Origin of the sequence: Novosphingobium sp. MBES04 (assembly GCF_000813185.1) — a bacterium.
Lineage (GTDB): Bacteria > Pseudomonadota > Alphaproteobacteria > Sphingomonadales > Sphingomonadaceae > Novosphingobium > Novosphingobium decolorationis.
Window position 1 is genome coordinate 488,558 of sequence record NZ_DF850488.1, and the last position, 19,493, is coordinate 508,050.

General features: G+C 65.8%; 14 protein-coding genes. 10 read left to right on the forward strand and 4 right to left on the reverse strand.

Annotated features, from left to right (window positions below):
* Nucleotides 1-459 precede the first annotated feature (459 nt).
* On the forward strand, nt 460-6,246 hold the full coding sequence (locus MBENS4_RS02200; RefSeq protein WP_039388452.1) for a cadherin domain-containing protein: 5,787 nt from the start codon (nt 460-462) through the stop codon (nt 6,244-6,246).
* An 81-nt stretch (nt 6,247-6,327) separates the two neighbouring features.
* Here MBENS4_RS02200 and MBENS4_RS02205 read toward each other — a convergent pair whose 3' ends face one another.
* The 3 genes from MBENS4_RS02205 to MBENS4_RS02215 all read right to left on the reverse strand — a co-directional run bounded on the left by MBENS4_RS02205 (nt 6,328) and on the right by MBENS4_RS02215 (nt 8,947).
* Nucleotides 6,328-7,251 carry an SAM-dependent methyltransferase gene (locus tag MBENS4_RS02205; protein ID WP_052321947.1) on the reverse strand — a complete coding sequence of 308 codons (924 nt, stop codon included), beginning with the start codon at nt 7,249-7,251 and terminating at the stop codon, nt 6,328-6,330.
* Nucleotides 7,252-7,454: 203 nt separating this feature from the next.
* A complete protein-coding gene (locus tag MBENS4_RS02210; protein WP_039388454.1) occupies nt 7,455-7,670 on the reverse strand; it encodes a hypothetical protein in 216 nt (71 codons plus the stop codon).
* Between the two features lie 488 nt (nt 7,671-8,158).
* Nucleotides 8,159-8,947 carry a class II aldolase/adducin family protein gene (locus MBENS4_RS02215; protein WP_084591916.1) on the reverse strand — a complete coding sequence of 263 codons (789 nt, stop codon included), beginning with the start codon at nt 8,945-8,947 and terminating at the stop codon, nt 8,159-8,161.
* Nucleotides 8,948-9,200: 253 nt separating this feature from the next.
* Between MBENS4_RS02215 and MBENS4_RS02220 the strand changes: the two genes are divergently transcribed.
* The 3 genes from MBENS4_RS02220 to MBENS4_RS02230 all read left to right on the forward strand — a co-directional run bounded on the left by MBENS4_RS02220 (nt 9,201) and on the right by MBENS4_RS02230 (nt 12,138).
* Nucleotides 9,201-10,157 (forward strand): NAD(P)-dependent oxidoreductase, encoded by a 957-nt coding sequence (locus tag MBENS4_RS02220; RefSeq protein ID WP_039388456.1) that lies wholly within the window; start codon nt 9,201-9,203, stop codon nt 10,155-10,157.
* Between the two features lie 89 nt (nt 10,158-10,246).
* Nucleotides 10,247-10,957: a TetR/AcrR family transcriptional regulator gene (locus tag MBENS4_RS02225; protein WP_084591917.1), complete on the forward strand. Its 711-nt coding sequence runs from the start codon at nt 10,247-10,249 to the stop codon at nt 10,955-10,957.
* On the forward strand, nt 10,939-12,138 hold the full coding sequence (locus tag MBENS4_RS02230; RefSeq protein WP_039388458.1) for a pyridoxal phosphate-dependent aminotransferase: 1,200 nt from the start codon (nt 10,939-10,941) through the stop codon (nt 12,136-12,138). Before MBENS4_RS02225 ends, MBENS4_RS02230 begins: the two co-directional genes overlap by 19 nt.
* Nucleotides 12,139-12,164: 26 nt before the next feature.
* On the opposite strand, the gene MBENS4_RS02235 is transcribed toward MBENS4_RS02230, so the two are convergent.
* The gene (locus MBENS4_RS02235) at nt 12,165-12,488 is read right to left on the reverse strand and encodes a DUF3861 domain-containing protein (RefSeq protein ID WP_039388461.1); all 324 of its coding nucleotides are present in this window, start codon (nt 12,486-12,488) and stop codon (nt 12,165-12,167) included.
* Between the two features lie 85 nt (nt 12,489-12,573).
* On the opposite strand from MBENS4_RS02235, the gene MBENS4_RS23815 reads away from it, so the two are divergent.
* The 6 genes from MBENS4_RS23815 to MBENS4_RS23820 all read left to right on the forward strand — a co-directional run bounded on the left by MBENS4_RS23815 (nt 12,574) and on the right by MBENS4_RS23820 (nt 19,492).
* Nucleotides 12,574-13,068 carry a MarR family winged helix-turn-helix transcriptional regulator gene (locus tag MBENS4_RS23815; protein ID WP_052321948.1) on the forward strand — a complete coding sequence of 165 codons (495 nt, stop codon included), beginning with the start codon at nt 12,574-12,576 and terminating at the stop codon, nt 13,066-13,068.
* Nucleotides 13,069-13,224: 156 nt separating this feature from the next.
* Entirely contained in the window at nt 13,225-14,604 is a 1,380-nt protein-coding gene (locus tag MBENS4_RS02245; RefSeq protein WP_052322311.1) for a fibronectin type III domain-containing protein, read from the forward strand.
* A 229-nt stretch (nt 14,605-14,833) separates the two neighbouring features.
* Complete coding sequence (locus MBENS4_RS02250; RefSeq protein WP_039388464.1) at nt 14,834-15,772, forward strand: hypothetical protein; 939 nt, start codon at nt 14,834-14,836, stop codon at nt 15,770-15,772.
* Between the two features lie 404 nt (nt 15,773-16,176).
* A complete protein-coding gene (locus MBENS4_RS02255) occupies nt 16,177-18,216 on the forward strand; it encodes a phage tail sheath C-terminal domain-containing protein (RefSeq protein WP_084591918.1) in 2,040 nt (679 codons plus the stop codon).
* 18 nt (nt 18,217-18,234) lie between these two features.
* Nucleotides 18,235-18,756, forward strand: a complete 522-nt coding sequence (locus MBENS4_RS02260) for a phage tail protein (RefSeq protein WP_039388467.1) — start codon at nt 18,235-18,237, stop codon at nt 18,754-18,756.
* A gap of 4 nt (nt 18,757-18,760) precedes the next feature.
* Nucleotides 18,761-19,492 (forward strand): hypothetical protein, encoded by a 732-nt coding sequence (locus tag MBENS4_RS23820; RefSeq protein ID WP_144400827.1) that lies wholly within the window; start codon nt 18,761-18,763, stop codon nt 19,490-19,492.
* Nucleotide 19,493: the final 1 nt, after the last annotated feature.

A 19,493-nucleotide genomic window follows, 5' to 3' on the forward strand; every position in this document is an offset into this window, starting at 1 on the left:
GAATGCGTCCGGCCACGAAATTCAGGCTTATTGTATACAGTCCATCCAGACGGGGAAGAGCCACATTTTGCCACGAGGCGCAAACCACTACGAAAAATCCCCTTGTACATTTCACATATAATTGCGCCACTTTACCCCATATCGGCTCTTTCTACATGCCCGCGCCACAATCGCACGAATTGACGGCATGTCATTTCTCTAACTAAGCTTACCCGGACTCGACAACGCCGGATCCATATTCGGCGCAATGCCCAGATAGTTCGCAATGCCAGTCAGGCACCCTCCCCGGCATACAGGTTTTCGGGCCTCGCCTTGCCGGAGGATGCTTCTGCGCGTCGTGTCCGTACCGGGCGGGGTGATGCGGGTCGGATCCAAGAGGAGGGTGAAAATGGATACAGCAAGCAGGGGCAGGCAAATCGACGCGGCCAATCGAGCGGGCCATGGCCAGGAGGTGCGCGCATGACCCTCACACGCATCTTCGAGAACTTCGAAAGCGGCTCCGGCCCCTTCCTGCCCTTTGGCGGCGACATTGACCTCGTCAACGAAGCCTCCCTCTCCAACGGCATCGCCTCGGCCTCGGGCTCCGCGCACCTGCGCATCGGCCCCTCGACCGACGGAACCGCCTTCACCCGTTTCGACGGATACCGTACCGGGGACGACGCGGGTCTTGCGACGCGCATCACGATCTACCTCGACACCGGCATGGCCAGCGGGGAAGGCTTCGAATATTCGGTCGCCGCCAACGGAGCGAATGGCCTCCATCTGCGCGACTTCGTCTTCCACGTCACGCAGGACAGCAGTTCGGACGCGCTGCTGCTGGGGGTCAGCAACAATTCCAGTGCCACCCCGCGCCAGGACCTCGAGAACGGCGCGCACCTGGAGGTCTCCTCCTCGGGTTGGTACACCTTCGAGCACGTCTTCCAGGAGAGCAGCAGCGGCACTCTGGAAGTCGTGATGAACGTCTATGGCCCGGGTGAGAACCTTCTCTTCAGCGAAACGCTGGGCTCCCCCCAGGATGACTTCGCGGCGAGCTACGGGGGCAATCGCTACGGCTGGTTCACGCGCATCGATGTCGCCGACGGTATCGCCGTCGACGACCTCTCGCTGGCGACGGTGGACACCGCCCCTGTCCAGGTCTTCGCCGGAACCACGATCCTGGGCGCCTACGCCAGCATCGCCGAGGCCAAGGCCGCCATTGCCGCGAGCGAGATCGCCGGCGACACGCTCTTCATCGAAACCACCGGCAGCGCTGACGGCTTTTTCCATGTCATCCCCGGCATGTCGATCCAGGCCGCGCTCGATGCCAGTGGGGATGGCGACACGATTGACATCGCGGCAGGCAGCTATGCGGAAAATCTCGTAGTCGGCACGGCCGTCAACCTCGTCGGCGCGCAAACGAGCGAAGGCGAACCGGCCGTCACCATCGGCACCGGCGCGGGCACGGCTCTCCTCGTCACGGCCGACGCCGCATCCGGAACGCTCGACATTGCAAACATCGCGGCCGATGGGGGCGCCGTCGGCGTTTCGGTCGCCACCAGCGCGCAACTGGCCGGGCTCACCCTCGACAACGTCCACATCGCGAACATGTCGGGCAGCGGCTTCAACGCCAACGACACAGCCGCCGTCGCGGCCATCGCGATCACCGGTTCGCAGTTCGAGCGCAACGCCCTTGGCGGGTCCAACGGCACCGGCGACATCGTCTTCTTCGAGCACACCGGCGATATCACCTTGCGCGACATCGCCATTACCGGCGCCGCGGCCGGAACCACCCCGCGCGCGGACAACGCCATCCAGATCGCGGGCTTCACCCAGGCGAGCTACGATGTCACAGGCCCCATCGGCAACGTGATCCTGGATGGCGTCCACGTCACCGGCGACTACGACAAACCCCAGTTCATGGTGCAGGGCTACACCGACTTGTCCGGCCTCGAGATCACTGGCTCCAGCCTTACCGGCGCCAGCGGATGGGGCTATCTGGTCTTCATCGACCCCATCTCCAGTGCCGAAACCGGGGCTGTGCCCGGAACGCCGGGACGGCCCGGCGCCTACGACGGCAGCGGCGTCGACACCAGCACGCTCGACCTGTCCGGGCTGAGCGTCACCAACACGTCCGCTGCCCCGCCTGAATTCGACGTCTTCGTGCGCGGTCTGGCCGCCGATGATGTCCAGACCGGCACCCAGGCCAACGATGCCCTGGGCTTCCCCTCCGAGACCGACGAGGACCTGGGCGGTAACGATGTGCTGTCGGGCCTTGGCGGCAGCGATCTCCTGTTCGGAGGGCTCGGCGCGGACACGCTCGACGGCGGCGAAGACACGGACACCGCCTTCTACCGGGCGCCCGCCAGTGCGGCGAGCCTTGCCGTCACCACCGATGCCATCGGCTTCGTCACCGGCTTTACCGGCGTGACCACGCCCGAGGACGGCAGCGACGTGCTGAGCGGGATCGAGATCCTCTCCTTCGGCTTCGGCACGCCCACGCCAACCGTCTTCGACCTCACCGATCCGGTGCAACTGGTCGATGGGTCCGGGACCCTTCTGGGCACCTTCGCCACGATCCAGGATGCCGTCGATGCCGCGGGCAATGGCCACGAAGTCCTCGTCAGCACGGGCACCTACCGCGAGCAGGTTCTGGTGGAGGGCAAGAGCCTGCGCATCACCGGCGCGGACGGCGCCATTCTGGAGGCCCCCGATCACGCCGCGATTGCCAGCAACGGCGGCAGCTTTGCCCTCATCACCGCAGGCAGCGGGGCCGATCTTGTCGTAACCGGCCTCGACATCGACGGGCGCGGACAGGGCAATGGCTTCGTCAGCGGGACGTTCGCCGCCATCGCCTTCCTCGATGCCGATGGCGCCTATGTCGACGGCACGATCTCGGGCATGCGCGACAGCGCGCTGAGCGGCGCGCAGCATGGCTACGGCGTGCTGGCGCGCAGCACCGCAGGTGCCTCCCACAGCGTCGCAGTCGTCGATGCGACGCTGCTCGACATCCAGAAGAACGCCATCGACGCGCGCGGCGAAGGCCTCCACCTCTCGGTGACCGGATCCCGGATCTCGGGGGCGGGCGCGACCGACCTGATCGCCCAGAACGGCATCGTTCTGGTCAGCGATGCCGACGCCACGCTGTCCGGCAACACCATCTCGGGCTTTGCCTATAGCCCCGGCACCTGGAGCGCCGCGGGTATCCTGGCCTACGATGCCGGCGTGGTCGACATCACCGGCAATACGCTCACCGCGCCGTCCACCTCGGGTTCGCTCGGCATCTACCTCTACGACACCGAAGCCTCCGCGATCACCGGGAACAGCCTGACCGGGACCGGTCAGGCGCTGACTCAGGCCGGGGCCTTCGAGACCGCGCATTCCGAAGACACCGCCGCGCCCAACAGCTTTGCCGGCAACCTGCGGAACCTCGACATCGCACCCGACGTGTCGCCCACGTCCTATCGCGTCCATGGTTCGCCGGGCGATGACGTCCTTATGGGCAGCGACGGGGAAGATATCCTTTCCGGCGATGGCGGCGATGACCGCCTCGTCGGTGGCAACGGCGGCGATGACCTCTCCGGCGGCGCGGGCAACGATACCCTGGAAGGTGGCGGTGGCAGCGACCTGCTCGATGGCGGCGATGGCGATGACACCATCCAGGCCGGCGGCGGACGCGACATCATCCGCTTCAGCGCAGGCCTGGACACCGTCAACGGCGGCGCCGGACAGGACACCCTGCTGCTCACGGGAACGGCTGCGGACTACGCCATCCTTGTCCTCGGCCTCGACCATTTCCGCATCACCCGCCACGCCGATGGCGCCGTGACCGAGGCGACGAGCATCGAGACACTCGGCTTCGTTCCTGCCGAGCCGCTGGTAGCCAACGACGACATCTTCGCCGTCACCGCGGGCGACCTGCACGTACTCGACGTGCTCGGCAACGACATGGGCACCGGCATGATCATCGGGGCGGGCCTTACCGCGGGAGACGGCACGCTATCGGTCACCGGCGCGGGCGATGCGCTCGAACTCGACCTGACCGCGGCCTATGCCTACCTCGATGCGGGCGAGACCGGCGCGGTCGACATCGCCTACCTGCTCTCCGATGGCGCCAGTTCCAGCGATGTCGGCTTCGTCACCGTCACCATCCTGGGCGTGGCCGACCCTGTGGGCGCCGTCGGGGACATCGATGGCGCGATCAACGCCGTCGCCGAAGGGCTTGCCGCCGGTGCGGCCACGGGCATCACCGCAAGAGCCATCGATCCTGACACCACCAACTGGGTGAATTACAGCCTGCTCGACGATGCCGACGGGGCCTTCGTGATCGACGCGGCAAGCGGGGTCGTCACCACCGCGCTGACACTCGACCGCGAGGGTGCGGGCGGCGCCTCCCGCGCGATCACGGTGGCCGCGACCTCGAGCGACGGAACGTCTTCGCAGGCGAACTTCACCATTGCCGTGACCGACACCAGCGACACCGCGATCTCGGCGGTCAGTGACACCGATATGGCGCCCGACCGCGTCCTTGAAGGCGCCGCCGCCGGAACACGCGTCGGCCTCACCGCCTTCGCCACCGACCCGGACCTGGCCGAAACGGTCACCTACAGCCTTGATGACGATGCGGGCGGCGCGTTCACCATCGCATCGGACAGCGGCGTGATCTCGGTGGCTGACGGCACCCTCATTGATCGCGAGAGCGCGGCCAGCCTCGATGTCACCGTGCGCGCCACCTCCAGCGATGGTAGCCATGAGGTCCGGACGTTCACCATCGCCATCGCGGATGACGACGAGTTCGACGTCTCCGCCCCCCTCGATACCCTCGGCGCTCCGGGCGGCCTCGTGACCGAGAACGCCGGACTGGGCACCGCGACAGGCATCCACGTCAGCGCGCAGGATGCCGACGCCACGACCAATGGGATCTCCTACTCGCTCCTCGACGATGACGGCGGGCGCTTCCTCGTCTCGGCGACCTCCGGCGAAGTCCTCGTCGCGGGCAGCGTAGATCGCGAGGACGGTGCCCGCCGCTTCATCACCGTCCGCGCGACGTCCGATGACGGATCACACGCGGACACCACGTTCGAAATCCAGGTCGCGGACGTGAACGAATTCGCGGTCACTACGCCCATGGACAGCGATGCGGGCGAGAACCTTGTTGGCGCCGCGCCTGCCGAAGGGGACTATACCGGGATCACGGTGAGCGCCTCGGATGGCGACGCAACTCTCAATTCGGTCACCTACGCGCTCCTCGCAGGCGGGGACGACTTTGCCATCGACGCCCTGACCGGGGTCGTGACCGTGGGCGCCGGTTTCGACACCAACGGCCCTGTAACCCGTGCGATTACCGTTGAGGCCCTTTCGGCCGACGGGTCGAGAGCGCAGGCCAGCTTCGACATCTCGGTGGGCTCGGCTTTCACCATCCTTGATGGAACCAGCGAACGCGACACCCTTGATGGCACGTCCGGGCGCGATGTCCTCAATGGGCTTGGCGACAACGACAAGCTCTTTGGCCTGGAAGGCAACGACGTGCTCTTCGGCGGGGACGGCAAGGATCGGCTCAACGGCGGATCGGGCGAAGACGAGATGCACGGCGGCGGCGACAACGACACCTACTATGTCGATTCCCTGGGCGATACCGTCATCGAGGACGCCTTGGGCGGCACGACCGACACGGTGATCAGCGAGATCTCGATCACCGAGCTCTTCGCCCATGTCGAGAACCTGGAGCTTGCTGGAACAGGCGATCTCGACGCCACCGGCAACGCTCTGGACAACAAGATCACCGGCAACGGCGGCGCCAACGTGCTTGCCGGTGGCGACGGGCGCGACAAGCTCTATGGCGAAGGGGGGAACGACACCCTGATCGGAGGGGATGAGGTCGACATTCTCGATGGCGGTGCGGGCGACGACGTGCTCATCGGGAATGCGGGCCGCAACATCCTGACCGGGGGGGCGGGAGCGGACATGTTCGTCCTTGCCAACTTGCCGGCCGATGCGACGACCTATGACAAGATCAAGGACTTCGAAGCACTGGACGGCGATCTTATCGCGTTGGAAGGCGCGGTCTTCACAGCGCTCGGCCTCACGGTCGAGGCGGGCGAAATCGTGATGGGAACCGAGGCGCTCGAAGCCGACGATTTCCTCATCTTCGATGCGGGATCGGGCAAGCTCTATTACGATGCTGATGGCAGCGGCGCGGGCGAGGCACAGCAGATCGCGCTTCTCGACGGTGTCACCACGCTGTCCGAGGCGGATTTCCTCATCCTCTGACCTCTTCACAACGCAAACGGGCGCAAGGACCAAGCCCTTGCGCCCGTTTGCAATGGTATCGGCATTGCTCCTGCGGCAGGCTCAATCCATCTTGGGGGTGCCCCGGATCACGGCGACTTCGTGGTAGAGCGGGACGTTGGGATCCTTGTCCAGCAGCGCCTGTGCCGCGCGGGCCGAGAGAGGTTCGTGCCCCAGCGGATCGGCAAAGAAGCGGCAGACGAACTCGCCCTCCAGATCGGTGCCGGTCAAGGCACCTTCCAGCGTCACGAAGAACGAGATGTCGGTTCCCGCGTGTTGCAGGACAAGCTGCGACGCCAGCTTTTCGGGCTCATACCCGTTGGCACGGAACATCTCGAAGATGAGATCACTCCCGATGCGGCAGCCGAAGTTCATCACCACGTCGGCCTTGGGCGCCTGCTCCTTGATGCGGCGCAACAGGGCCTCGTTCAGCCCCAGCCCCACCGAATTATAGGGATACTCGTCAAACATCGCCCAGGGGTAGTAGTGGGCGATGTGGTCCTGGGCCTCATCGTCGGCGCCCTGCGGCAGATCGACCGCGTGCTCGGCCCGAAAGGCCGCGAAACGCTCGTCATTGGGGTCTCCCACCTGCGGCAGGCAGCCGATCACGACATCGGTCCTGGCAATCTTGGCGCGGGCCTCATCGGTATCGATCAGGCTGACCGCGCCCTCGACGGGCTGGAAACTGTCAGCGCGTTCGGGCGCCAGGTTGGCGACGTTGCGCCTGGCCAGTTCCACGAGGCGCGGATCGAGGTCGCTGCCGTAGAAGACCTTGGCGGCGCAATGGCGAAGCACGAAGGCCACGTTGGTGCCGGTTCCGACGCCAACTTCGTAGACGGCCTTGCCTTCAAGGCCGGCGGCCTTGAGGCCTTGCTGGAACGTGATCGTCCAGGGATCGGTGGGATCGAACGCGTACCCGGGACGTTCGGTCGTCGCGGAGGGATCGTCGTGGCGTGAAATGACCTTGGAGCCATCTGCGTCAGACATTTTCATTCCTTTGTATCAGCATTGCGGGCCCCTGTGCGGGCGCTTTGCCGTTTCAGGGCCTGCACTCAGCGCCCGGGCCGCTCGCTCGTGGCGTGCCCTGGGCGGGTCGCATGCCGCTGTGCCGCGGGCCTTGCCTCCCGCAGCGTACTGCCGGGCATCGCGAATCGATGCCCGGGAAATCTCGAAGTCGAAGCGACGAAGCGTCAGTCGAGCGTCTTGGGGGCCGGACCGGAGAGGAGTTCGATGCGGCTGGCCAGCTTGCCCAGCGATCCGGCAATCCGTGCGTGGTCGCAATCCGCGCCGACAAGGACACCGACACGGCTGCTCCCCGCCTTCTTGCCGACCAGCGCCTGCTTGATGCGCAGCACCGTCGGCGCGTGAGGAAGACCGTTGCAGTCAAGAGTAAGCGAACGTTGCATTTCTTTGCTCCTTACCGGCCGTAGGAACGGCGGCACGTCGGCGCCCAGTGGGTGGCGAACCATGAAAAAGACACGGATTGCCGGACGGATACGCCCCGACGGCCAGCACGGGCCGGACTTGCGTTAGCCTGACGCACACAGGCCTTCGGGCCTGGCGTCAGAACATAGCGCCCGCCGTGCCAAAGCACATGCAGCGAGCCTGATTATAGTTCTTGTTGGTACGACAGAACCACCACTGTACCCAAACAGCAGAACAGCCGAGCCATGCCCAACGAGACATGCGCTCCATCAAATGCTGCCGCCCTCTCCCGACGCCACAAGTCGTCACGCGACCTGAGCTGAAGGCGCCTAATTCTTATTAAAGAATTTGTTTCTTTTTGCGAAACTCAACTTGAGGCTATGTAGGCTCCCCGGCCTTGTCAAGCGCATTCCCCCCTTTCCTGTCCGCCTGACCAAACCGCGAATTTTCGCAGGTTTCGCCTGCGCGCTCAGCTGCGATAGCCCGGATCGAGCCGCTCCAGCAGCCGCAGGTGCGCCTTCCATTCAAGGTCGATCTCGCTGTCGTCCTGATCGAGTTCGTCATACTGGCGGACGACCCTCTCCGCGATCGCCGCGTCAACGCTTTGCAGCGGCCGCCCCATCGCCAGCGCCGACTCCTGGATCTCGCACGCCTTGTCGAGATAGAACATCCTGGAAAACATGTGCGCCGCGCTCGCACCTACGGTCAGAAGGCCGTGGTTGCGCAGGATCAGCGCGACGTTGGAGCCCAGGCTCGCCACCACTCTCTCGCGCTCGTCCAGATCGAGCGCGATGCCTTCGAAATCGTGGTAGCCGACACGGCCATAGAACTGCAGGGCAATCTGGTTGGTCGGCAGCAGTCCCTCGGCAAGACACGAGACCGCAACGCCCGAGCGCGTGTGCGTGTGCATCACCCAACCCGCATCGTGACGCCCGCGATGGACCGCGCTGTGAATGGTGAACCCGGCCGGATTCACGCGGTAGGGGCTTTCCGAAACCTTGTTGCCCTCGACATCGACCTTCACCAGCGAGGAGGCCGTGATCTCCTCCCACATCAGGCCGTAGGGGTTGATGAGGAAATGCCCGTCCTCCCCCGGCACGCGCGCGGTGATGTGCGTGTAGATGATGTCGGTCATGCGGTAGTGCGCGGCGAGGCGATAACAGGCCGCAAGCTCGACCCGGGTCTGCCACTCGGCCTCGCTCATGCCGGCGCCTTGCGAGCCCGGCGCCTTTTCCAACTGCTGCGTCTCTCGTCCCATCGAATATCCGTCCCTTGCCTGTGATGCCATTCGTGCGCGTGGCGCCGGGGAGCCGAAGATCCCGCACCGGGACACATCCGGTTCGGGTTTACTCATTGATATACGCTTGTATAACTCGACTAGCATCGAACGCACGCGAATTCCAGTCGAAGGTGCCTACGCAGTTACATGCCCCGGTACCGCACCACCCTTTACAGGAACCCAACCGGCCCGCCCCACCGCAGCGCGCGCAAGTCAGGAGAGACGAGAGAACATGGCCCCCACCAGAACGATCCACGGTGTTCTGCTGAGCGATACCTTCGACCTCAAGACCTTCTACAAGCTCGACTTCGAGGGGCTTCATGAGGACGTGCGCCTGCTCAATCCGGACGAGGTCGAGGATCCCGCCGCGATCCGCTTCGCCGTGTGCTGGTTGCCGGGCCCGGACGCCTTCGCCCCCTACCCCAACCTGGAAATGGCGATGTCGGTGGGCGCGGGCGTCGACGACCTGCTCGCCCACGACGGGCTGGGCGAGGACATCGCGATCTGCCGCGTGCGCGACCCCTACCAGGCCGAGCTCATGGCCGGATTCGCCGCCCACGAGGTGCTGCACCTTGAACGCGATTTTCCAGCCTACGCCGCCGACCAGGCCAAGGCGACCTGGAACCCGCTGCCCCTGCGCCCGCCCCACGCCCTGAAGATCGCGGTTCTGGGTCACGGCTCGATGGGAGCCGCCGTCACCCGGGCGCTCGCCGTCCTCGGCTTCTCGGTCTCCGTCGCCTGCCGTCGGCCTCCCGCCACCCCTATCGAGGGCGTCACCTATTGCACCGGCGAAAGCGCGATCAGCGAGGCTGCAAGCGGCGCCGACGTCCTCATCAACGTCCTGCCGCTGACGCCCGAGACCCACGGCATCCTTGCCCGCCCGCTGTTCGACAAGGTCGCCCCCGGCTGCTGGCTGATCCAGATCGGCAGGGGCGAGCATCTGAACGAAGCGGACTTCAGCGCCGCCCTCGAAGGGGGGCAACTCAAGGGCGCGAGCCTCGATGTCTTCGCCATCGAACCCCTGCCCGCCGAGCACGCGTTCTGGTCGGACCCGCGCATCCGCATCACCCCGCATATCGCCAGCGACACCACGCCCCACATCGTGTGCGAGCAGGCCCTCCAGTCCGCGCGCGACGTGCTCGCGGGCAGACGCCCCAGCCTCGCGGTCGACCGCGCGCAGGGGTACTGACAGGTCCGCCTGCGGCTTGCCCATAAATTATTCGTGCGTATAACAATGAGCATGACAGCTTCGCTTCGCCCCGCCAGAACGGCCGCGGCATGAGCCGCAAGACCTTCCAGCGCCTCGCTCTCGACGCGCGGCGCCAGAGCCTCATGGAGGCAACGCTGACCTGCGTCGCGCGCCATGGCCTCGATGGGACGACGGTGCGGCGCATCACCGAGGAGGCCGGGGTAACCCCTGGCCTCGTGCGCCACTACTTCGGCTCCAAGGACGAGCTGATCAAGAACGCCTATGCCTATCTGATCGGCCAGCTGACCGCGCGCGCCAGCGAGAGTGCGGACACGGGCGAGGACGGTCCGCCCCCCGCGCAGCAACTGCGCCAGTTCCTGCTCGGCAATCTCACCAGCCCCAACCTTTCCGAGGACAAGGTTTCGCTCTGGGCCACGTTCATCGGCCAGATCCGGCACGATCCGTTCTTCGCCGAGATCCACCGCGAGGGTTACCGCGAATTCCTCGAGTTCCTCGAGCGGCTCGTCGAAGGTGTCCTCATCGACCACGACCTGCCCCGCCGCGGCCCACAGTGCCGCCGCCACGCCATTGCCATCAACGGCCTGATCGACGGGCTGTGGATGGAGGGCTCGCTCAATTCCGGGCTCTACAACCGGGCGATCCTGCCCGACCTTGCCATCGAGGCGACCGAGCGGCTGCTCGGCCTGCCCACAGGGGCGCTCGGCGCGGCCGGGCCCGCCCCCCATGCCCCCGCTCCCCAGCTTCAGGAGAAAAACGCACCATGCGCTATGCCGGAATAACCGACCGCCTTGCCGATCTCGGCGGCGAGAAATGGGCCGTCCACAACGCGGGGCGCGCACGCATGGCGGCGGGCGAGGAGATCATCGAGCTCACCATCGGTGAGCCCGACATCCCGGTCGATCCCGCCCTGATAGAGGTCACCTACGAATCGATGAAGCGCGGCCGCACCCACTATTCGAACGGGCGCGGCGAGGACGGCCTGCTCGGCGCCCTCGTCGACAAGTACAAGCCGCTCTGGCCCGAGATCACCTCCGACAACATTCTGGCCTTCCCCGGCACGCAGACGGCACTCTACGCCGTCATCACCGCGCTTGTCGACGAAGGCGACGGGGTCCTGGTGGGGGATCCCTACTATGCGACCTACGCGGGTGTGATCCGCGCGCCCGGCGCGCTGGTTCAGCCCGTCCCCCTCGATATCGCGAACGGCTTTGTCATGCAGCCCGCCGACCTCGAAGCGGCCGTGACGCCCGAGAGCCGCGTGCTCGTGCTCAACACCCCGCACAATCCCACCGGCGCGCTCCTTGACCGGGAGACGATTGCGCAGCTGGGCCGGATCGCCATCGCGCACGACCTGTGGATCGTCTCGGACGAGGTCTACGAGGACCTCATCTTCACCGACGACGAATTCGCCTCGCCGCTGGAGATCGCCGAACTGCGCGAGCGCACCATCGTTGTCTCCTCGATTTCCAAGACCTTTGCCGCGACCGGCTTTCGCAGTGGCTGGGCGGTCGGCCCGGCCGAGTTCTGCACCAAGCTCCTGCCGATCTCCGAAACGATCCTGTTCGGCAACCAGCCCTTCATCGCGGACATGACCGAAGCGGCGCTGCGCGGCACGTTCGATACCGCCGAGCGCATGTCGAAAAGCTACGCCCAGCGCGTGAAGGTCATCACCCAGGAGCTCAAGGAATGCCCCACGATCACCGCGGGCAAGGTCTCGGGCGGCATGTTCATCATGCTCGATGTTGCCGACACCGGACTTGATGCCGAGGCCTTCGTGTGGGGACTGCTCGAACAGCAGGGCGTGGCGATCATGCCCGGCACCTCGTTCGGCGAGAATGCCAGGACGCTGATCCGCGTTGCGCTGACCGTGCCCGACGAAACCTTGCGCGAGGCGATGCGCCGCATCTGCGCGTTCGCGGCCTCGCTTCAGGAACGGGCGAACACGGTGCCCGCGCAGTAAGGCCCGCCCAGGGCGCGCCGGGACGTTCAGGCGTCCGGCGCGTGGTCCTCCGGCGCTTCCGCGCGCAGGGGACTGGCCTTCATCTCCTTCATGAAGGCCGCGACATGCGGCAGGAGCGGCGCAAACAGCGGATCGCGCCGGTGGCGCAGCAGAACTTCGGAAAAGAGCTTCACGCCCACCAGGAACTCCGCGGCCTCTTCACGCGGCAGGAAGGCCTTGGCCTCGATGCGCGGGATCAGGCCGAGGATCTCGTCGTGGTTGGTCACCTCGAAAGTGACCGGCTCAGACGGCGCGGCCTCGCTTTCGGGCGCGGGGATCGGTTCGACGGTGATGCGGTAGGAATGGGGCATGGCGCGGACTTTCGAACTTATCAGTTGACTGAAATCAACTCACACACTCGATTGCCCGAGTCAACCAACATGCTATGCCTGCGCCATGACCGAGAAACTCGCCAACCGCATGCGCAACATTGCCGAGGCCTTCCAGGACCACCTGGCGCACATGCCCGCGCTGCGCGAGCTTGCGCTCACGCCGTTCCAGGCCCGGCTCCTGCGCGTCATCGGACAGCGTCCGGGGGTCTCGCAGCTTGAACTGGCCCGCCGGACCCAGCGCGACAAGGCCCAGATCGCCCGCGCCATCAAGGAACTCGACACACGCGGTCTTGTCGAGCGCCGGGCCCATCCCGACGACTGGCGCAGCCAATGCCTGTTCCTCACGCAAAGCGCCTCTACCGCGCGCGAAAAGGTCGAAGACCAGCGCCGGGAAGTCGCGGCCATCGCCTTCTCCAGCCTCGATCCGGCCGAGCAGGAGCAGCTCATGGCCCTCCTTGGTCGGATCGAGACCACCCTCACCACGCATCCCGGCCTGTTTGCCAACGCACAGGCGAACGCGCCCCGCCCCGCGCCTGACGAAAGCGCCGACGAAAGCTGAAAAGCGGATATTCATCAGCGGCATACTGCCCTGCGCCAAAGTGTAATCCGCACGTCATACAGCTGTCGCAAAGGTCCGCCCGGAAAGCGCCGCCCCCGCGTGCGCCCCGTCTCCAGGAGGCAGACCATCCCTATCTTTCGCCGCTTCGCACCCGTTCTGCTGGGAACCGCCGTCCTTGGCCTGACGCCGCTGGCCGCCCAGGAACAGCCGGTCCCCCGCTCGGCCGGCACGCCCTATGCCGCGCGCAACCTGCCTGACCGCGTCGTCCTCACCCCTGCCGCCGACCCGACCACAGGCATGGCCGTCGCCTGGCGTACCGACACCGCGCAGACAGCCAGCGAAGCGCAGCTTGCCGTGGCCGTCGATGGCCCGACGCTGGAAGAGAAGGCCGTGACCGTGACCGGCGCTCCCGGCACGCCCAAGGACAGCGCCAACGGCCCCGCGCTCTACCACCAGGTCCGCTTCGAGGGCCTCACTCCCGACACCGTCTACACCTACCGCCTCAAGGGCAGCGCAGGCTGGGGGGAATGGCGCCAGTTCCACACGGCGGCAACCGAAGCCGAACCCTTCCGATTCCTCTACCTCGGCGACATCCAGAACGGCATCCTGACTTATGCCAGCCGTGTCATCCGCCAGGCCTTCCACGGCCACGGCGGGATCGAGCTGGTCCTGCTCGCAGGTGACATCGCCGCCCAGCGCGACGACCTCGATCACGACGACGAATGGGGCGAGTTCGGCGAGGCGGGCGGCTACAACTGGGGCATCGTCCCGCAGCTTCCTGCCACCGGTAATCACGAATACGTCGACGTCATCCGCCCCGATGGATCGGAGAGCCGCAAACTGGGCCCCTACTGGCCGTTGCAGTTCGCGCTTCCTGACAACGGTGCGCCGGGCGCGAAGGCGACGACCTACTACGTCGACTACCAGGGCGTGCGCTTCATCGTCCTCGACGGCACCTCGGCCATCGACCTTGGCACCATGAAGCAACAGACCGCCTGGCTCGACGAGACCCTGGCCTCAAGCTCGGCCAAGTGGAACGTCGTCCTCTTCCACCAGCCCGTCTTTACCTGCGCGCGTCCCGAGGACATCAGCGAGGTCAAGACTGCGTGGAAGCCCGTGTTCGAGAGCCGCAAGGTCGATCTGGTGCTGCAGGGGCATGACCACTGCTACAGCCGCCTGACGTCCGAAGCGGGCCGCGAAGTCTCCGCACAGAAGCGCGCCGACGGCGCGGTCCAGGGGCCTGTCTACCTCGTCTCTGTGACCGGCTCGAAGATGTACGGCCTCAACGACCGCGCGCCCAACCAGCCCGACCGGGTCGCCGAAGCGACCGAGCTCTATCAGGTGATCGACGTCGACGGTGACCAGATCAGCTTCCGCACCTACACCGCCTCGGGCAAGCTCTACGACGGCTTCGAGCTTGAGCGCCGCGCCGATGGCAACCACCTGACCGAGATCGACGAGCCCGTCATCGCCGAGCGGACCTGCCATGGCAGCATCGGGCCCGACGGCGGCACGTGCGTCGCCAGGGCGAAATAAGGGCACAGCAAGTCACGCAAGGTGGCGGTGTTCTTGCCGCCACCTTGCATGGCCCCGTCGCCACGGCCCAGCCCTTCGCGGGAGCCGTGGCGATCTCGCCTTCTTCGCGGTGCGCGTGTGCTCATGGGTACAGTGCGCCGTTCCGGCATCACGAATGGCTCGGAACAACTGCGCGCCTCGTCCGATGTGTTGTGCACACAGTGGTCGAACGGGAAGGCGGAAGGTAGCAATGCGGCAGATCCTGCTTCCGGCGCTGACTCTGGCCGCGGCGTTCCCCACCACGGCCGAGGCGCAGGAAAACAGTCCGGAAAAGATGGAGCAGGGTGAGAGCCCTGCAGCTGGCGGTGTGCCTGAAAAACCAGAAGCCTCCGAAGACGCGGACGCGGACACCACGGTCGACCGGCTGACCCTCACCCTCGGCGCGACGCTCGTCACCAGCTATATTTCGCGCGGACTGGTCTTCGCGGCCGAAGCCAGCGCGCAGCCCTCGGCCCGGCTCAGTGTCGCGGTCCCCGAGCTTGACACCGGCCCTGTATCGGACGTCAGCTTTCACGTGGGCACCTGGAACAACATCAAGATCGAACCCACGCCTGAAGGCGTCGATCCCGACGATTTCAACCGCTTCTACGAAGACGATCTCTATGCCGGAATCGCCTTCCAACTGGCCGAGGACTGGAGCGTGTCGGCGACCTATTACCGCTATGGGTCGATCAGCGGCGCCTTTGCCTCGTACAACGACTTCGAGCTGATCGTCACCTACGATGATACGAAGCTGTGGGGGGACAATCCGCCGCTCAAGAACTTCAAGCTGAGCCCTTCACTCCGCTCGGTCCAGGAGGGCAGCCGTCCCAACCGCCGGGATGCGCTCTACCTCCAGCCCTCGATCACGCCGTCCTTCGATATCGACCTGGGCACGAGCAGCGTCCATGTCGCTGTCCCGCTGATGCTCGGGCTCTCCGATCACTATTACGACGGGCGCGAGGGCGGCACCTATACCTTCGGCTATTTCCGGACCGGCGTGCAGTTTTCCGGCAAGCCCGCGCCCGACACCCTGCCCGGCCTGACCCTGAGCGCCGGCGCGGACCTGTGGATCCCCAACACGAAGGTCGCCAGCGGCATCGACGGGCACCACTTTGTCGGCTCCATCGGTATCAGCTGGACGCATTGAAGCTTGCCCCCATGGGGCCTTGCGCAAATGCCGGAAACAAGAACGGGCCGCCGTAGTCGACGACCCGTTCCCCATGTTCTCGGGGAGTCGAACCCCACCCAGCGGGTACCTCGAAAGAAACATGCAACGCCTGATTGTACCCCTTGGCGAGGCAATCACCAACCCGAAAACGAATTAACCACACAACTTATGAAAATACATAATCAACATCACCATTCAATTTCCTCAATTCATTAACCTAACCATCCTTGTAACTTGATCCAATAATGAAGAACACGGACGAATGTATCCAATGATTCGCCAATACAACAACAAGTAGATTCGGCGCCATTTGATCCATTCGGGCACATGTATCTGTGTGTTTACCGGTTGATGGCGGCGTCCCAAGCAACGGGAGATCTGCGATGCTTCAACCCACTTATCCAGGTGTCTACACACGCGAATTGCCCAGCGGCGTACGCACGATCAGCGGGGCGCCGACTTCGGTAGCGCTTTTTGTAGGCCCGACCCGCAGCGGCATCGATCTAAGACCTGTGCGCATTCGCAACTTCGGAGACTTCGAGCGCCAGTTTGGCGGCCTCGCGGCCACCAGCAGCCTGTCCTATTCGGTCATGCACTTCTTCGGCAACGGCGGGGGCGAGGCTTTCGTCATGCGCGTGCCCGTCAAGAACGCGGTCAAGGCCCGCAGCCAGATCGAACAGGATGGCACCAACACGGCGGCCATCACGCTCGAAGCGCTGGGTTCGGGGGCCGCGGGCGGCGATATCCTCGTCACCATCGACGATTTCGGGATCGGGGCGGCCCCGCTTGGCGGCGCGACAGCGGCCCAGCGCAAGCTCTTCAACCTGACCCTTGTCGACACAGCGCGCGGAACCTCGGAGTTTTTCGGCAACCTCTCCACATCCTCGACCGCCTCGCGCTTTGCCGCCCATGTCGTCAACGACACCGCGACCGGCTCCAAGCTCGTCAAGCTGAGCGTCGAGACCCTGGACGGACCAGCCCCCACCACCACCGGCTCGGTCTACCAGACCAAGGCCTTGCCGGGGGCGGCCAGCTTCGCCGCAGAATCGCACATCCTCATCTCGATCGCGGTCCCCAACGCGGCAGGATCGGGCGATGCCGCGGGCGATTCCGTCACCGGCCTCGACGTCACCGTCGCGAACGCAGGCGATCCGCGGCCCGCGAGCAAGCTGGAAATGGCGAACCGGCTTGCCGCCGCAATCAACCAGGCCCTGCGCGACAACGCGGCAGCCAAGATGCAGGGGCACGAGGTCGAGATCCGGCTCGTCGAGGCGGGCGGCGCGCTCCATCTCACCACCTCGCAGGGCGATGGCACGGCGACCAGCCGCATGGCCGAGGCCAGGATCACGCTTGCCGCGCCTCCCGGCGGCAACACGTTCTTCAACGACTACATCAAGGCAGCCGGGGCGAGCCAGAACGCCTCCCGCTACCGACTTGGGCGGCGCAACGATTCCTCCGGCCAGATCATCACCGCACAAGTCGCCGCCGGCGCCGATGGCGATGACACCGGCCAGCCCGACGGGCCTGTCTTCAAGTCGGCGGTGACGGGACTTCTCGAGCGCGATCCCTTCTTCAACCTCCTGTGCCTGCCCGACCTCGCCCGTCCCAGCGCCGCCGATCCGCGCGCCGCGCTCCACGGCAATGCCGGCTCGATCTACGCCGATGCCGCGTTGCTGTGCCAGCGCCACCATGCCTTCCTGATTGTCGACCCCCCGCCAAGCGCCTTCGATACGGGGTCTGCCGAGGCCTGGAAATCGCTGGGTTTCAGTTTCCAGTCGACCCATTCGGCTGCCTTCTTCCCGAATATCCGGGTGGACGATCCGCTGGCTCCGGGTTCGATCCTCTCGCACCCGCCTTCAGGCGCCATTGCCGGCCTCTTCGCGCGCACCGACGGAGAGCTGGGCGTGTGGACCGCGCCTGCGGGAACCAGCGCGGTGATCAGCGGCGCCTATGGCCCCTCGGTCGAGCTCTCCGATGCCGACCAGGGGCTGCTCAACCCGATCGCGGTCAACTGCATCCGCAAGTTCCCGGTGTTCGGCACCGTCAACTTCGGCGCGCGCACCATCGACGGCGCCAACGCGGCGGCCAGCGAATGGAAGTACATCCCCGTCCGCCGCACCGCGAGCCACATCCTGCGCAGCCTCTCGGAAGGCCTGCGCTGGGCCGTCCACAAGCCCAACGGCGAGGAACTGTGGGGCCAGTTGCGGCTTGCCTGCACCTCCTTCATGCAGGGCCTGTTCCGCCAAGGTGCCTTCCAGGGCGTCTCCCCGCGCGAGGCCTTCTTCGTCCAGTGCGATGCCAGCACCACCAGCCCGGCCGACATGGACCAGGGCATCGTCAACATCGTGATAGGCTTCGCCCCCCTGAAAGTGGCGGAATTCGTCGTCATCTCGCTGCGCCAGAAGACCGGCCAGTCGGCCTAACCGGGAGAGGACAGGAACATGGCCCAATTCTCCGTCAACGCACGCCGGCTGGACCCGTACAAGAACTTCAAGTTCCGGGTGAAATGGGACGGGCGCTACGTCGCGGGCGTCTCCAAGGTCTCGCTGCTCAAGCGCGCGTCCGAAGTCATCAAGCACCGCTCAGGAGGAGACCCGTCGACCAGCTTCAAGTCGCCGGGGCGGACCGAGTTCGAGCCGGTCACCCTGGAAGCGGGCGTCACCCACGACCAGGCCTTCGAACAGTGGGCCAACAAGGTGTGGAACTTCGGCTCGATGCCCGGCGGCGAAGTCTCGCTGGCCGACTTTCGCAAGGACATCATCCTCGAACTGCTGAACGAGGCGGGGCAGGTGGTGATGGCCTACAACCTCTACCGCTGCTGGGTTTCCGAGTACGAGGCCCTGCCCGATCTCGACGCCAACGCCAACGCGGTCGCGATCACCAAGCTCAAGCTCGAGAACGAGGGCTGGGAACGCGACTACGCGGTGAGCGAGCCGAGCGAACCCTCCTTCGTCGAGCCGTGACGGCGTGCCCATGGGCCCGGTCAACCATCTCGAATTCCTCCAGCGCTGGGACTGCGATGAAAGCGCCCCGGCCTTCCGGCGGCTCGATCGGCTGCTGGGGCTGGACGCGAACCTGCAGGACGCCGCGCAGGACACGCCGGGAGGGCGCAACTTGCGCTATGTCCGGCTCCAGGCCGAACTGGGCGGGGGCGGCATGGAGGCGCAGGCCGCGTGTCCGGCCTGCGCAGAGCTGTGCGAATTTGCCCTCCCCCTCGGCGCCATGCTGGAAAGCGTCCCGCCCGCAAGCGACCTGGAGGTCGGCATAGAGGCGCGCGGGGAACGCTGGCGCTTTCGCCTACCGCGCATGAGCGACCTGGCCGCGTTGCCTCCGGGGACCGAGCTGGGCCATGCGCTTGCCGAGACCTGCCGCCTCGATGACCACGGCGCGCCCGTGCCCGACCTCGTAGTCGAGGCTCTGGGACGCGAACTCGACGCTGCCGACCCGCTGGCGACCCCGGTGGTCGAACTGACCTGCAGCGCCTGCCAGACCCTGTTCAGCGCCTCTGTCGACCTGGCCTCCTTCGTCGCGCGCGAGATGGACCGGCTCGCCAACCGGCTCTTGCGCGACGTCCACCTCCTCGCCCGCGCCTACGGCTGGTCGGAAGAGGCCATCCTGGCCATCCCCCCCGCCCGGCGGCGGCGCTACCTCGCGCTGATCGGGCAGGACAGCGCGCCTGTACGCGCCTTGGCCGTCTGAG

Bases quoted from the DNA above. Each gene is read 5' to 3' on its own strand.
- MBENS4_RS02250 (WP_039388464.1), top strand. From the start codon at position 14,834: ATGCGGCAGATCCTGCTTCCGGCGCTGACTCTGGCCGCGGCGTTCCCC.
- MBENS4_RS02255 (WP_084591918.1), top strand. From the start codon at position 16,177: ATGCTTCAACCCACTTATCCAGGTGTCTACACACGCGAATTGCCCAGC.
- MBENS4_RS02230 (WP_039388458.1), top strand. From the start codon at position 10,939: ATGCGCTATGCCGGAATAACCGACCGCCTTGCCGATCTCGGCGGCGAG.
- MBENS4_RS02215 (WP_084591916.1), bottom strand. From the start codon at position 8,947: ATGGGACGAGAGACGCAGCAGTTGGAAAAGGCGCCGGGCTCGCAAGGC.
- MBENS4_RS02200 (WP_039388452.1), top strand. From the start codon at position 460: ATGACCCTCACACGCATCTTCGAGAACTTCGAAAGCGGCTCCGGCCCC.
- MBENS4_RS02225 (WP_084591917.1), top strand. From the start codon at position 10,247: ATGAGCCGCAAGACCTTCCAGCGCCTCGCTCTCGACGCGCGGCGCCAG.
- MBENS4_RS02235 (WP_039388461.1), bottom strand. From the start codon at position 12,488: ATGCCCCATTCCTACCGCATCACCGTCGAACCGATCCCCGCGCCCGAA.
- MBENS4_RS02205 (WP_052321947.1), bottom strand. From the start codon at position 7,251: ATGTCTGACGCAGATGGCTCCAAGGTCATTTCACGCCACGACGATCCC.
- MBENS4_RS23815 (WP_052321948.1), top strand. From the start codon at position 12,574: ATGACCGAGAAACTCGCCAACCGCATGCGCAACATTGCCGAGGCCTTC.
- MBENS4_RS02220 (WP_039388456.1), top strand. From the start codon at position 9,201: ATGGCCCCCACCAGAACGATCCACGGTGTTCTGCTGAGCGATACCTTC.
- MBENS4_RS02260 (WP_039388467.1), top strand. From the start codon at position 18,235: ATGGCCCAATTCTCCGTCAACGCACGCCGGCTGGACCCGTACAAGAAC.
- MBENS4_RS02210 (WP_039388454.1), bottom strand. From the start codon at position 7,670: ATGCAACGTTCGCTTACTCTTGACTGCAACGGTCTTCCTCACGCGCCG.